15 protein-coding genes are annotated in these 14,232 nt (G+C 44.3%); 6 read left to right on the top strand and 9 right to left on the bottom strand.

What is annotated here, in order from left to right; translation table 11 throughout:
* Window positions 1-89 precede the first annotated feature (89 nt).
* Window positions 90-1,400 (bottom strand): flavin monoamine oxidase family protein, encoded by a 1,311-nt coding sequence (locus HYN43_RS16755; RefSeq protein ID WP_119410438.1) that lies wholly within the window; start codon window positions 1,398-1,400, stop codon window positions 90-92.
* A 162-nt stretch (window positions 1,401-1,562) separates the two neighbouring features.
* Here HYN43_RS16755 and parS point away from each other — a divergent pair, with 162 nt between their 5' ends.
* Both parS and HYN43_RS16745 read left to right on the top strand, forming a co-directional pair.
* Window positions 1,563-2,057 (top strand): type II RES/Xre toxin-antitoxin system antitoxin, encoded by a 495-nt coding sequence (gene parS, locus HYN43_RS16750; protein WP_245446933.1) that lies wholly within the window; start codon window positions 1,563-1,565, stop codon window positions 2,055-2,057.
* Complete coding sequence (locus tag HYN43_RS16745; RefSeq protein ID WP_119410437.1) at window positions 2,057-2,509, top strand: RES family NAD+ phosphorylase; 453 nt, start codon at window positions 2,057-2,059, stop codon at window positions 2,507-2,509. Before parS ends, HYN43_RS16745 begins: the two co-directional genes overlap by 1 nt.
* Before the next feature lie 77 nt (window positions 2,510-2,586).
* Here HYN43_RS16745 and HYN43_RS16740 read toward each other — a convergent pair whose 3' ends face one another.
* Window positions 2,587-3,312, bottom strand: a complete 726-nt coding sequence (locus tag HYN43_RS16740; RefSeq protein ID WP_119410436.1) for a PH domain-containing protein — start codon at window positions 3,310-3,312, stop codon at window positions 2,587-2,589.
* A gap of 195 nt (window positions 3,313-3,507) precedes the next feature.
* Window positions 3,508-4,494, bottom strand: a complete 987-nt coding sequence (locus tag HYN43_RS16735) for a LuxE/PaaK family acyltransferase (protein WP_119410435.1) — start codon at window positions 4,492-4,494, stop codon at window positions 3,508-3,510.
* Window positions 4,495-4,711: 217 nt separating this feature from the next.
* On the opposite strand from HYN43_RS16735, the gene HYN43_RS16725 reads away from it, so the two are divergent.
* The gene (locus tag HYN43_RS16725) at window positions 4,712-5,392 is read left to right on the top strand and encodes a lipid-binding SYLF domain-containing protein (RefSeq protein WP_119410433.1); all 681 of its coding nucleotides are present in this window, start codon (window positions 4,712-4,714) and stop codon (window positions 5,390-5,392) included.
* A gap of 60 nt (window positions 5,393-5,452) precedes the next feature.
* Here the strand turns inward: HYN43_RS16725 and HYN43_RS16720 are convergent, their stop codons facing one another.
* From HYN43_RS16720 to HYN43_RS16710, 3 genes are read right to left on the bottom strand one after another with little or no spacing between them, the layout of a single operon-like run.
* Window positions 5,453-5,791, bottom strand: a complete 339-nt coding sequence (locus tag HYN43_RS16720) for a hypothetical protein (protein WP_119410432.1) — start codon at window positions 5,789-5,791, stop codon at window positions 5,453-5,455.
* Window positions 5,792-5,798: 7 nt separating this feature from the next.
* Window positions 5,799-8,234, bottom strand: coding sequence for a penicillin acylase family protein (locus tag HYN43_RS16715; RefSeq protein WP_119410431.1), 2,436 nt, complete (start codon window positions 8,232-8,234; stop codon window positions 5,799-5,801).
* Between the two features lie 32 nt (window positions 8,235-8,266).
* Complete coding sequence (locus tag HYN43_RS16710; RefSeq protein WP_119410430.1) at window positions 8,267-8,845, bottom strand: thermonuclease family protein; 579 nt, start codon at window positions 8,843-8,845, stop codon at window positions 8,267-8,269.
* A 162-nt stretch (window positions 8,846-9,007) separates the two neighbouring features.
* Between HYN43_RS16710 and HYN43_RS16705 the strand changes: the two genes are divergently transcribed.
* The gene (locus tag HYN43_RS16705) at window positions 9,008-10,198 is read left to right on the top strand and encodes an IS256 family transposase (RefSeq protein WP_245447287.1); all 1,191 of its coding nucleotides are present in this window, start codon (window positions 9,008-9,010) and stop codon (window positions 10,196-10,198) included.
* A gap of 171 nt (window positions 10,199-10,369) precedes the next feature.
* Here the strand turns inward: HYN43_RS16705 and HYN43_RS16700 are convergent, their stop codons facing one another.
* Entirely contained in the window at window positions 10,370-10,720 is a 351-nt protein-coding gene (locus HYN43_RS16700) for a glyoxalase superfamily protein (protein WP_119410429.1), read from the bottom strand.
* Window positions 10,721-10,834: 114 nt separating this feature from the next.
* Here HYN43_RS16700 and HYN43_RS16695 point away from each other — a divergent pair, with 114 nt between their 5' ends.
* The gene (locus HYN43_RS16695) at window positions 10,835-11,986 is read left to right on the top strand and encodes a DUF3095 domain-containing protein (protein WP_119410428.1); all 1,152 of its coding nucleotides are present in this window, start codon (window positions 10,835-10,837) and stop codon (window positions 11,984-11,986) included.
* An 80-nt stretch (window positions 11,987-12,066) separates the two neighbouring features.
* The gene (locus tag HYN43_RS16690; protein ID WP_119410427.1) at window positions 12,067-12,327 is read left to right on the top strand and encodes a (2Fe-2S) ferredoxin domain-containing protein; all 261 of its coding nucleotides are present in this window, start codon (window positions 12,067-12,069) and stop codon (window positions 12,325-12,327) included.
* 122 nt (window positions 12,328-12,449) lie between these two features.
* Here HYN43_RS16690 and HYN43_RS16685 read toward each other — a convergent pair whose 3' ends face one another.
* A complete protein-coding gene (locus tag HYN43_RS16685) occupies window positions 12,450-12,980 on the bottom strand; it encodes a ferritin (RefSeq protein ID WP_119410426.1) in 531 nt (176 codons plus the stop codon).
* A gap of 131 nt (window positions 12,981-13,111) precedes the next feature.
* Window positions 13,112-13,471 (bottom strand): hypothetical protein, encoded by a 360-nt coding sequence (locus HYN43_RS16680; RefSeq protein WP_119410425.1) that lies wholly within the window; start codon window positions 13,469-13,471, stop codon window positions 13,112-13,114.
* Window positions 13,472-14,232 lie beyond the last annotated feature (761 nt).

Genomic DNA, 14,232 nt, shown 5'->3' with positions numbered 1-14,232 from the left:
CATTTAACGCTTGACACAGTTTATTTTACACTCTCCTGTATAGTGTGCGATTGCTTCGTTCCTCGCAATGACATACTTTCTTAGGGCCATTACTTATACTCCAACAACATCTCCGCTGCCCTCAACCCACTTGTCAACGCTGCTTCAACAGTTCCCATTGCAGTTCCCTCATACAAATATTCCCCTGCAAAAAATAGTGTATCACCTATCGGATGGCTTAATATTTTCCGCGCTTCAGCAGTTTCCACAGTATCGTAGCTGTATGATCCGCGCGAAAACGGGTCGGCCGTCCAGTTCATTACATTCCAGGTTAATAGCTTTTCTTTTAGTTTTTCAAGATCTATCTTAAAAACATTGGAGATGGAACCCAGGGCCAACAGCAGCATATCTTCATCGCTGGTGTTTAAATGCTCGGCTGCGGGAGGGCCGCCAAGCCAGCCGGTAAGCAATGGGCGGTGTACGGGCATTTGTGTCCACCATACCGGTATGGCTTCTGCTGTGAAGAGGAAACCCATGTCTTCCAGGTCGGCCCCGGTCATTTGCCGCATTTCGTCGTTGTACCAAAAGGCTTCATCAAATTCAAGCAGCACTTTAATCACTGCGCCAAAGCCGAGCGATTTTAGCGCGTTGGTATAATAATCAACCGGCGGATCAAAACTAATGGTCGCTTTCAAACCGGGTTCTGCCTGCAGTAAACCCAGTGGCATGGCAACCAGGAGTTGGCGGGCCTGGTAGGTGATGCCGATATCCGTGCTTACGGTAACATGATATTGCCCCCAGTCGATGTCTTTGGCCACGGCATTTGTAAAAATATGCCCTCCGGCCTGTTTAAACTCATCGGCGAGGTATTGGATTAACATGCGATAGCCGCCTTCTATACGGTATTGGGCGTCCTCGTGTTCATTTTGCCATTCTTTACGTATAGAAAATGCGCTGGCCTTTTTAGGATCGGCATTATCATATCCGGCTACATATCCGCGTACCGATTCGCGCAGACCGGCATACTTCTCGCCCGGAAATTCCTGTAGTATAAAATCCTCCAGATTTGTATCATGCTTTAATTGCATAATACGTTCCATAAACTCCTCCCAGTGTTCAATAACATGGCCTTCGGCAGCAAATTTTCCGTCTTCATAGTTCCACATCGATGCTGAAGCAGAATTGTACTTAATACCGGCTTCATTAAGCAGTCCTTGTGTAATTGGCAGATCGCCGTGGATAAACTCGGCGCCCAGTTCGGCGTGTTGCAGCGAGGTGCCGTTTTCAAGTGTGTGAATGCGACCGCCGAGGCGGTTGCGTGCTTCAAGTAATACTACATTTTTGCCTGCTTTGGCCAACGTGCGCGCAGCCATTAAGCCAGCTGCGCCGGCACCTATAATGATGATATCGGTATTTTCCATAAAGATCAGGAGCGATAAGGCAAGATAGGGATTTTTGAGCCGTTTAATAGGAATTTAAGCAGAGTATTTGTAAAGCTTGAAGTTGAAAACGACAAAAGGTGGGTTGACATATTATTTAATTAAAATTTTCATTTGCGACAAAAGGTAATTATATTTGTATATATGTCGTATAAGCCAAAGCCCGATAAGGAGAATCTGTTGCATGAGCCCATGGTAGCTTATGGAGTGCAGCGCCCCGTGTTTTCTGTTTATGATTTGTTAGTTGGTTCCAGGCATTCAAATCCGTCTTCGGGTTTTGATATTATTAACCTGGCCCGCAAAGGCTTCCCAAAAAGCGTTTTGGTTTCCTTTGCAAAAAAGATATCGCTTAACATCCAGGAACTTGCGGGCATATTGCATATCTCAGAGCGCACTTTGCAGCGCTATGAAGATGATGCCATTATTAAAACTGAATACGCCGAAAAGGCCGTTGAGTTAGCCCGTTTGTATACTCGTGGCGAAGAAGTTTTCGGTTCGATGGATAAATTCAAGATCTGGATAAAAACGCCTTCGGTTATTTTTCGCGGTGAGGCACCTGTTACTATTCTGGATACATCTGCAGGCTTTGATATGGTATTTAAAGAACTGGGGCGCATTGAACACGGTATTTTTGCCTGATGATACTATATCGTATTGTTAAATGCAGTTACGCCAATGATTTGAGTGGCACAGGTGCGCGGTTATACGGAGGGCGATGGAACAGCGAGGGTAGGGCGATGTTATATACCGCATCATCAAGGGCGCTTGCCGTGCTTGAGGTATTGGTGCATTTGCAACCGTTAATTGTTCCGGATAATTTTTGCCTTACCGAAATTGCAGTGCCTGATGGCGAGGTTGCCACAATTGATATCGATCTGCTGCCGGTCAACTGGCAGGATGTAGATCCCCCTTTGATTTTGCGCAGCTTTGGAGACGCCTTTTTAAAAAAACAGGAACACCTTTTGATGAAGGTGCCATCATCTGTAGTGCCTGATGAATATAATTATTTGCTTAATCCGCTTCACCCCGATGCTGGTAAAGTTAAACTTATCAAACAGCAGTCGTTTCGTTTTGATGAACGGCTGTTTTGAGTAAACTAAAAAGGCGATGGATTTTAAACCCATCGCCTTTTTATATCTTTTTATATAATCCTGTTTTGCAATCGAGATTAAAAATCACTTAACAAATCTAATTTCTTAGCGTTATAATCTTCCTGAGATATCAGGCCGTTATCAAAAAGTAATTTCAGTTTCTTCAATTTCTCGGTAAGCTCATCGGTTTTTTGAGGTGCAGCTGGTGCGGGCGTTTCCTGTACAATTGGCGCTGGTGCTGCAACCGGCGCAGGCGGAGTTACCGGGGCAGCCGGCGCGGTATATCCATTTGGCTGAGATGATGCAAATGGCTGTGGCGATGCCGGGGCCACAAAGGCGGCGCGGGCGGGCGAGTTTTCCAACTGGATTGCTCCCGACTCGGCACGTTTTTGCTCAAGTTCGCGCTGGCGACGGGCTTCGCGTTCAACTTCCTTACGTTCCTGGGCGTATTGGTAAAGTTTGCGGCCTTGTACTTTGGGCAGGTAATCTACCGCCATTTCCGCACCACCGGTGGTACGTACGCTGAATACTGCACCTATAATCTCTTCCTTAGTATGCACGTCTACAATATCTTTCCAAACAAAATCAACAAACTTGATGGATAAACCCAGGTTGGCCGGGGTAAAAAACAACACGCGTTTGTTGGTTATGGCTATACAATCCGGAAAAAGGTTTACAAGCGGTTTTTTCTGTACGGCGATATAAATGATCTCCTCGCCGGTTGATAACAGATCAACCAAACGTGAATAAACCTTTTCAACTGCTTTAGGATCCTGTTCCTCGGTTAAAAATTTCTCAATCATGTTTTTAGCATTTTATGATGCGCGTCAAAAATAACAATTATACCTATCAAAGAGTCAAGAATCAGGAGCTAAGAATTAAGAAATCTTATCAACTATTGTTCGTGAGCCCGGGTATTTCTTATTTAGGGTGTTATTTTATTCTATGCGTAACAATTTTCTTATTTCTTGCTTCTTAACTCTTGCTTCCCGACGCTTCTAAGCTATCAGCAAATTACAGCCGCGGATATCACTCTGATCAAACCTGCCAAGCACTTCAAATGATCCATCAGGTTGTATTTTACCCAGATCCTGTGTGGCAATGAATGCGCATGAGTTGATATTTGCCAGATCGATAACACTGATACCGCCTGTTTTACCTGATTGTAACGTAGTTAGCGGATCGTTAGTATCGCGGATGATGATACGCATCCATGGCGGGCATTCAAAAATACCATCTCCTTTGGAGTAGGCTTGTGATAATAATTCGGTCATGCCATACTCCGAGTGGATCTGTTTCACACCAAAGCCGTTGCATAAAATTTCGTGCAGTTCTTCGCGGATCATTTCCTTGCGGCGGCCTTTCATGCCGCCGGTTTCCATCACAATCAGTTCGGGAAAATCAATCCGATAATTCTCAATAAAATCGAGGAGACCGAATGTTACGCCGATTAAAAGTGTTGGTTTTTCTGCTGCCTGTTGTTTTTTAAGCTGATGATAAAGCTCATCGTGATTATACAGAAAGAAGCCGCTATCGGAATTACTTGACTGTTTAATCAGGTCATCAACCATATAAATAAGTGATGAGCCTTCGCGCTCTAAATAGGATGGAAGCAGCGCAAGCACCGTATAATTCTTGATATCCCCATAAAACATATCGAATGCATTGCGAAAACTATCCTCGTACCATGTTTTATCCGTAACCTGGTGACTACTGGTAATCATACCGGTAGTGCCCGAACTGGTAAAGGTCACCTCAACGGGATCGGTAGTGCTGAGTATGGTATGCGATTTAAAAAACTCGATAGGTAAAAACGGGATTTGTTCAACAGAGGTAACAATATCTAAATCAATACCCAATCCGCTAATAAACTGCCTGTAAACGGGATTGTTCACAGCCTGGTACCTGAAAACCTGCAAAGCGGTTTCGTTAAATTGATGTTGGTTACTGATAGAAAATACCTGTTGTTTACCGGGGTTGTTCATTGCGTGCAAAGATAAACCGTTGATGGGGAATGATTACGTTGATTTCGCTGATTATTTCGGATTAGAAAAGAAAATCAGCGAAATCAACGTTATCAAAAAACATCAACGGTCGGTTTTGACGTTCCCATTACAAAAAATAAAAAAACAAGTGCGTGTTTTGGAGGTTAGTATGGTATTGAACGATACTATAATTGATGATATTAAATAATCAGACCCCATGAAAGCATTAAAATTTTTTAGTCTTCCCCTGTTACTGAGCCTCTTTTTTGTATTAACATCGGCCAAACCGGTAGATGACGACAGCAAGCAAACGGAACGTTTGCACAATGCGTCGAACGTATTGAAAGAATTTGCCAAAATGAAGGAAAGTATCCCCCACGATCTTCTTGACCAGTATGAAGGCATTGTAATTATCCCTAAGCTTATTAATGCCGGTTTCGGTATTGGCGGTAAACGCGGAAAAGGCGTTGCCATGGTGAAACTGGATAACGGTAAATGGAGCGACCCTGTTTTTGTTACACTTACCGGTGGTAGCTTCGGTTTGCAGATCGGCGTTCAATCTGTTGATCTGGTTTTGGTATTCCGTCATAAAGGTGTGTTAACCAAAGTTAAAAACGGCGATTTTACCATTGGCGGCGATATTTCGGCTGCTGCAGGCCCGGTTGGCCGCAGCTCTACGGCCAGTACCGATTATAAATTGCAGGCCGAAGTTTATTCATACTCCCGCAGTCGTGGTTTATTTGCAGGTATCAGCATTAATGGCTCAAACCTGGGTATCGATAAAGATTCGAACGCGGCGTATTACGGTGCCAAAGCTACCTCGCAGGATATTTTTGCGCAGGGAGCAAGCGATAAGGAAGCAGTGAAAACTTTAAAAGAAACTTTAGCTTCATTTTAAGTAATAAGTTCGACTGAGAAAATATGCCCGGCTGTAATTTTGCAACCGGGCATTTTTTGTTTATTGCTTTTGGATAGCCTGCCGGAGCCATAGCCCGGATAAAGCCGACATACCGCCTACTATGCCGCCAATAATACCTGTTATGGCTAATATGTATCCCCATGCGGGCAACATAAATAAATGGGCAATTTTAGTTGCCATAATATGCTCATTAGGCACACTTTTAAAAAGCGCCAATACTATCCAAACTATCAGCACGGCAGCAAAGCCTGACCAAAACGAGCCTTTGGCCGTGCGACCGATAACCAACGTGGTTAAAAACGAAATAAGTGCAACTATCCACCAGGGCAAGAAATATCCGCTGGCAAATGAAAGTATAAGAATAACAAGGAATACCATGGTGTATTTATTTAGCGGTTAATGTATAGGTTGATTTAATACGCGGCGACGCTTCGTTTACCGATTGCATGAAAAGCAGCTCTTTCAACTGCCCGGTTTGCCAGGTTTTAAGCATATCGCTGTAAAAGAAGCTGCCCGGATTGCCCGATTCGCCGCCGGGGAAGATGCCGTAACCTTTTACTTTCGGCCCCATTTGCACCACCATACGCCATGACGGGCCATGACCATCGTTCAATGCGTTAATTGTTGTGCCTGAGCCGCCTGCTTCAAAATTACCTGAACCAAACGCCGGCTGGCGCGAGAGGCTGGCTATTTCAAATGGCCTTACCTTGCCCCATTGCCAGTTAGGGCCAATTTTGCCTTGTTTATCAGTAAGCTGTTTAACGGCTGTGTTAAATGCTTTGCTGATGATGTCGGAAGCCGTCTCTTTCTCGGGCGTACGCACATCATCAAACCATTTGGAATTTGCTTCTTTCAGTATCAACTGCTCTGTTCTGTCGGCAGATGGGTAATTGGTTTGCAGGTTTTTATCTGCAAATTCATCTTCCCATATTGCATGATAGGTAGCCAACCACCAATAACCATAAATACTGGCACCTATGGAGTTGGCCGCCACATCCTTATTCCACATATTAATTTGGTGATAGGCGCTCAGCTGCGTGGCATCAAGCCTTGTTGGGTCGATGTATTCGAGCATGGCAGGCAAAATATCCTGCGCGCGGATGCTATAAGTATCGCTTTGCAGAATCCGCATGCTATCAACAGTGGCCTTGTTCATTGCAGCCAAACGATTGTTGATACGCTTGCCGCGCTCATAAGGCGCAAACGACCAGTTGATATAATACGGATAACTCGGATCGGTTGATGATTGGTTGGCCGAGCTTACAAAGCCGCGGGCCGGGTTTTTAACGGTCGGATCGTGCTCAAAGGGGATCCAGCCGTGCCAATCGTTTGCCGGGTCGGTACCATCTAAAATAAATTTGCCCTGGTCTTTAAATTTAAGCGGGTATTTCCCGTTTGGTGTGATGGCAATATCCGTTTTGCTGGCAAACACAAAGTTTGATGCAGGGGCGCTGAAGTAATGCAGGGCTTTGCGGTAATCATCATAGTTTTTGCCGGTGTTGAGCAGGTACATGGCCATCAATTCGTCCGATGGTTCGTGCGCTATCCACCGTAATGAGTGGCCTATCGGCACAAAATCATGACCATCATCCTGCTGGGTCTTGTTTTCATATACAACAGGACCATGATGCGTGTAAACTACGGTATCATATATTGGTTTCTCCCCTAATACATCTATCTTTTCAATACGGCGGGTAGTTTTGTTCCACTGGTTGTTGTACCAGTATTCGTTCATCTGGCCGTCTTTAAATTTTTCCTGGTACCAGTCCAGTACATCGGCATCAACATTGGTAATACCCCAGCTGATATCGTTGTTAAAACCTAAAATAACGCAGGGCGCTCCCGGTAACGAAACGCCGTAAACATTCATACCCGGTGCCGAAAGCTGTACCTGGTACCAGATGGATGGCAGGGTAAGGTTAAGGTGCGGATCGTTAGCCAAAATAGGATAGCCACTGGCAGTTTTGCTGCCGGCCACCGCCCAGTTATTACTGCCGATGCCTTCAACGCGGGGCTTGGTTTTGGCGCTATCCGTCATACTGGCTAAAAAGCCGGCAGACGGTTTGGGGATGGTTAAAGGCTTAAAATAATCCCATTTGGTACCTGCCGGGATAATAGGATCTTCATGCATCGGGTAATCGGGGAAGAGATCATTGGTAATTCCCGGGCCGAATTTTTTGAGGATGTTGCTCATCGCAAACTCGTTCGATCCTCCTGCTAACGTTTCAGACATCAGCTTCAGCAAAAAAGCGCAGTTGATGGGTTTCCAATCCTCCGGGGCATAATTTAAAAGCTTAAACTCGATAGGATAATCTTTTGGCGACAATGTGTGGATGTAAGCATTAATCCCATCGGTATAAGCCAGGATCATGTTTTTCACAATAGGATCGGCCATCATGGCGTTCAGCGTTTTTTCGGCTCCATAAACCATACCCATGCGGCGATGGTAGCGGTCGATATCCAATACCTTCGGACCAATAACTTCGGCCAACCTGCCTGCAGCCTGACGGGTTTGGATGTCCATTTGCCAGAGACGGTCGGTTGCCGTCATGTAGCCCTGGGCGTAATATAAATCATGCAGGTTATCGGCAAAAATGTGTGGAATATGGTTCTCGTCAAATTTGATGGTAACCTTACCTTGCAAACCTTTTAATTTAAGTTGATGTGTTTGCAGGATGTTTTTGCTTTCGGCATTTTGCCAGAATCCCTCGGCCGGGCTCAGGAACTTGCCTAATGGCGGAGCAATACCGAATTTTTTTTGAAGCGCCCAGATGAGCAGTAGTGTAAATGCTATAGATAATAACGCTTTGGTGATTTTCATTTGTTGAGGTTGATGCCTATAAAGTTAGGCTTTTAGGCTGCATATTCAAGCTTTGGCTTGAGCCTGTGGTAATGTTTTTTAGGTTTCGGGGTTTGAAGCGAATCTGCCTTAGGCTGTTTCTTTTCCCTTCGGAATTCCCACGGAGGGGTAGGATTGGGATCTTGCCAAAGACCAAGGTGACTGTTACGCGCCTCTTGCTCTAAACCGGCAAGCTCAATGCTTTTGGAGTAAGCTTTGTACTGCCAGGCGTAGCCGTTCTTTACCAGTTCGTGATTTACGTTGGTACCATCAATCAAAACAACCTGTGCTACTGTGCGGCCATAACGGTCATGTTCGCCGCCTATCAGCCTAACCTGTTTACCAAAACAAAGATCCGATGTGAATTTTTTAGCCGCCTGCCCAAAAGCCTGCGATTTTTCGGGGCAATCAATCTCGGCAAGGCGCACGGTAACTTCCTGGTTATCGCTGCTGAGCAGACCGAGTGTATCGCCGTCTTTTACTTTAACTACTTTGTAAACATCAGCTTCGGGTTGTTTGGTGTTGTTGGGGTTACAGCCGGCAAGGATGAGGAGTGTTAGTAAGAGGAAGAAGTAGGAGTGTTTTTTTAACATAGCGGATTAATGAACGGGGTTTAATTGTGCAAACTCAGTTGTCTGAATCAGAATTTACAGAATTTTTGAGAGAGTGTAAAATAAACTGTGTCAAGCGTTAAATGTTAACTTAAAACACAGTTTAAGATGAAGAGAGAAGAAGAATCGCTCGAATACGAGCAAATGAAAAAGAAAGCCCTTGAGCAACTCCGCTCGGGCAAATCGCTTTATGGCAAGGATGGAGCCTTTGCACCGTTGCTAAAAAGTTTCCTTGATGCCGCCCTTGAGGCGGAATTGGAAAGCCATTTAGATGAAGCAGAACGCAGTTCAGGCAATCGCAGGAACGGTAAGACCAGTAAGAATATCCGAACCTCTGATGGCACCATATCTATTAGTACCCCTCGTGATCGCAATTCCAGTTTTGAACCCGAACTGATCCGCAAACGGGAAACGATATTAGCAGAAAGTCTTGAATCCAAGATCATCGGCATGTATGGACTGGGCATGAGTTTCCGCGATATATCAAAGCATATCAAAGACATGTATGATACAGATATCAGTCACAGTACCTTATCTGCTATAACAGATAAGATCATTCCTGAAGTAAAAGAATGGCAATCAAGGCCGCTGGATGAACTTTACACCATTGTTTGGCTGGATGCGATGCATTACAAGGTTAAAGAGGAACACCGCATGGTAGCGCATGCTGTTTATAACATTCTTGGTATTGACCGTCACGGTCACAAGGAGTTGTTAGGAATGTATGTATCTCAAAGCGAAGGCGCTAATTTTTGGTTAAGTGTATTGACCGACCTTCAAAACAGAGGTGTAAAAGACATCCTGATTGCTTGCATTGATAACCTCAATGGATTCCCACAGGCCATAAATACAGTATTCCCTCAAACAGAAATCCAGACCTGTATCGTCCACCAGATACGCAACAGCCTGAAGTACGTGGCTTCTAAAGATCAAAAAGTATTTATGAAAGATCTTAAGCCGGTGTACCAGGCAGAAACCCTCGAACTGGCAGAACTTCGTTTAGAGCAATTAGAAGAAAAGTGGGGTAAGAAATATGAAAAGGTATTGGAATCATGGCGTAATAACTGGTCGAAGCTGACCACGTATTTTCAGTATGATACCACTATTCGTAAACTGATCTATACCACCAATACCATCGAAGGGTTTCACCGGCAAATCAGAAAAGTAACCAAAACCAAGGGTGGTTTCACATCCGATATGGCTCTGTTAAAACTGATCTATCTGGCTCATAACAACATTAAACAAAAATGGACGATGCCACTTTCTAATTGGGCGACAACGGCCCAGAAGCTGGCCATTTGGTTTCCTGGGAGAATGATATTAGATTTGATGTAGCAATCAGCCCCTGCCGGCCCATGGGCCGGCAGGGGCTGACACAGTTTATTTTACAGACCCATTTTTGAATTAACAGAATGTTGTTCTGTAGATCCTCCGTATTCTGAAAATTCTATAATTCTGCAAATTCTATAATTCTGCAAATTCTGATTCAGACAATTAATTCAGAAATTATTTCCCATGTAAACTCAACGCGTTCCCATCCGGGTCTTTAACAGTAGCAAACCTTCCCCACGGTGTCTTCTCAGCATCTTCTACTTCAAGCCCTTTGGCGCGTAGTTCTTCCACCTCTTTATCCAGATCATCGGTTTTAATTACAAAGCCGCGCACACTGCCGGCAGGCATCTGCGGGAACCAGTTTACGAGCGTTATAGAAACCGGGGCACCGGGAAACGACATCTGGATCCAGGTTTGATTTTCAAAATTGGCTTCCACCATTATTTCGAAACCAAGTTTGAGGTAAAATTCTTTAGCGGCTTGCTGATCGGTTACCGGTATGGAGATGATCTCGATAGCTTTCATATTTTATGTTGATTGGTTTACAATATTAGCAAACTATCGATGCATTTATAAAACGGCGGGAGCCTTTTTTGCGTAAATTTAAAAACATTATTATCCCCCAAACATTAACCTGTAATGTCTGCCAATAGTAACCATTTTTATACTGCGCTTGTAGTAAACAATATCCCCCTCGGAGAGCTTTTTATACGTTCCGATCTGTTTGAGAACGTACCTGAGGATTGGCACATTATTATCACCGATATCCGGAACAGTACCCAGGCGGTACAGAACGGCGAGCACGAGAATGTGAATTTTGTGGCTACAGGAAGCATTGTTACCGTGCTGAATATCGCCTTTAAGCAAGACATTACCGTGCCTTTCTTTTTTGGGGGAGATGGGGCTACCTTTATCATTCCGCCGCTTATTGTTGATGAGGTGATGAAGGCTTTGGCCTTATACCGCGAAAATACACAGCGTAATTTTGGATTGGAGCTACGCACCGGGATTGTGAATGTAAAGCAGGTTTATGAGCACGGATCTAAGCTATGTATCAGTAAATACTGCACCTCGGGTAATTTTACCATCCCGATAGTGCTGGGCAATGGCCTAAGTTATGCCGAAAAGGTAATTAAGGGTGATAAAGAAGATCCGCATCAGCACGCGGCCGGCGATGGCGAGCTTGACCTGAGCGGAATGAGCTGCCGATGGGATAAGATCCCTCCGCCCGAAAACACCGAAGAAGTTGTTTCCCTGTTGGTTGTTGCCCGGAACGAAAAGGATCAGGCTATGGTATTTAAAGATGTGATCTGCCACATCGACGAAATTTATGGTGCTCCTGAAAAGCGGCAGCCCATTTCCATCCCCCAGCTTAAACAAAACTCAACGTTTGCCAGGCTGCGGAAAGAAATGAAAGCACAGTTAGGCGAAATTAAAGTGCTCGAATTGTTGAAAGAATGGATAGTTATGCTTTACAGCCATATTTATTTCAGTACCAGCGACGGTAAAAAATATTTGAAACGCCTGGTTGAAATGTCAGATACGCTGGTGATTGATGGAAAGATCAACACCGTTATTTCAGGTACATCCGCGCAGCGCAAAAAATTGCAGGATGTGCTGGTGAAATTGGAAAATGAGGGTAAGTTGTTTTTCGGTTTCCATGTAAGTCGTGAATCGGTAATGTCATGCTATGTGCGCGACCTTGAGGATGGGCATATTCATTTTGTGGATGGTGCAGAGGGAGGATATACCAAAGCCGCCGGGTTTATTAAAAAGAAACTGGCCGGATAGTTACATTACGCTGATGGTGTAATTAATTAAAAATCACCTAACATATCCTTAACTTTACGGCCTGTAAAAAAATAAATCCCATGGGCAAATTCACCATACCTGATAAAGTGCTGTACGTATGTGTAGGCAGCAAATGCGGAAAACGGGGCGGCAAGGATATGTATAAACTGGCCAAATCGTACATTAAACATCACCACGGTCGCGAAGGAATAGAGGTGATAGAAACCGAATGCACCGACAGGTGCAAATACGCGCCAATCTGCAGCATCCAGCCGGGTAATACCTGGTTAAAGGAATATCATCCTAAAGAGGTTTTGCAGGCGATGGGGTTGATAGAATAAAAGCCCCGGCCCCCTCTAAATCTCCCCCGGTAGGGGAGACTTCGAAAATAAAAAAGGTCTTTTTGCATTTGCAAAAAGACCTTTTTTATAAGCCTCCCTTCCGGGGAGGGTTTGGGTGGGGCTTACGCCTCGCTATCGTATTTTATCTGACCAACGTGTTTATCAATTTGCCACCTGCCGGTACCTTCTTCGCCAATAACTTCGAATAGTTCGAGGGCGCGACGGGCTTTGTATTCTTCTTCGCGTTGTTCTTTCAGGAACCAGTTCAGGAACTCCATGGTAACAAAATCCTGCTCTTTTAAACATTTAGCGTAAATGTTTTTAATAGAGTTGGTTACACTGATCTCCTGATCCAAAGCCTCCTCAAACACTTCGCGGAATGAGTTGTATTCCTGTTTGATGCCGGTTACTTCTGGTGATACCGCGTTGCCGCCCATATCCAGGATGTATTTGTAAAATTTTAGTTGATGATGACGCTCTTCTTCAGCTTGTTTAAAAAAATAATCTGACGAAAAATCATAACCGTTACGGTTGCACCATGAAGCCATGGCTAAATATATAGAAGAAGAGAGTGCTTCTTTTTTAACTTGCTGGTTTAAAAGCGTTTCGATATCTGATGAGATCAGGCTTTTTATGCGGAGTAAATCTTTCATGATCTGTTTAAATTAAACGTTATATGCTTATAGCAAAAAATTATAATGCAATAATAATGCTGTTAAAGCATATTAGTTTAATTTAAATTTAATATGAAATTGATCTAAATTGTGTTGATAATTAGTCTAAATTACAGTGAGTTACTGTAAACACGGTCGTGGATAATGTGGTTCAGTTCCAGCATTACAAAAGTACCTTCCAAAAGCTCTTTCAGGTTAATAATTTGAGCCAATGAAAGTACATAACAATGATCGCAGGCGCAGATAAAAATGATCTCAACATCCGGATCGGTAGTGGTATTCAATAATTTTTGTTCGATATCGATGGCATAAACCGCCTTGCGCAGTTTCATAAAGCAACGATGATCAAACTTTGCCACCTTACCTGCGAAATCAACGTACCAGCAGCGCTCCGCATCGCACTGGTAAACCGCACCTGTTTTGGTGCTGAAAACGTCGGTCCATAAAGTTAGTTCGGTGGTCGCAATCATATAACGGGTACAAATATTGTGTTTATTTGTAATCAATCCAAATAAACATAGAAAAATATTTAATGTTTTACACGAATGCTTATCAGGGCGTGTAGAATTTAGACGAATTACACGAATGATGGCGTAGAAGCCGATTCGGGAAATTAGTTTGGTAGATGGGCGGATGGGTGAAGTGGTTTTATTAAATATATGTTGAATAGTAGCCGCGTTTCCGCAGCAGAGCAGCTTCGGGCGAAAACGGGCAGAACGATGGTGGCCTTGAGCGAGGGAAGGGGCATAGCTACTTTTTGCATAAAGGAGAGGAAGGAGCGAACGCAGTAGGGCAAAATTTAGCAGCCCGTGGTTCTGCCCGTTTTGCAGTGCAAGGCAAGCGGTGGGAGGGCGCGCGGGCCAGTGCGGCAAAGAAGCCTTTCTGCTGCAAGCCGTTTTGGGTACTTTTGCGGCTACAAAAGTACCTGGCCCCGCCCGGCCAAGAGGGCGACGATGTTTGTTAGTACACCAATGTTATCACTTGGTAAATACTTCACTCATGGGAGAATCTTAAAGAGTAAAGGAGTTAATCAATAATATTTTCGGCTACGATTGTAATTGGGGCGTTGCCTGCGGCCCGGGCTTTCCGCTGCAAATCCTCGCCCGGCCGACGCGCTATGGCCACCACGGGCTGTGGGTTTTCCGCTGCAATCCCTAACGCTGCCCACGCACTATCCCAAACCAAACTAAATTCGTGTAATTCGTTTCCATTCGAAAAAATTAGTGTCAAT

The organism is Mucilaginibacter celer (genome assembly GCF_003576455.2).
Lineage (GTDB): Bacteria > Bacteroidota > Bacteroidia > Sphingobacteriales > Sphingobacteriaceae > Mucilaginibacter > Mucilaginibacter celer.
This window is presented reverse-complemented; position numbering and strand designations above follow the sequence as displayed.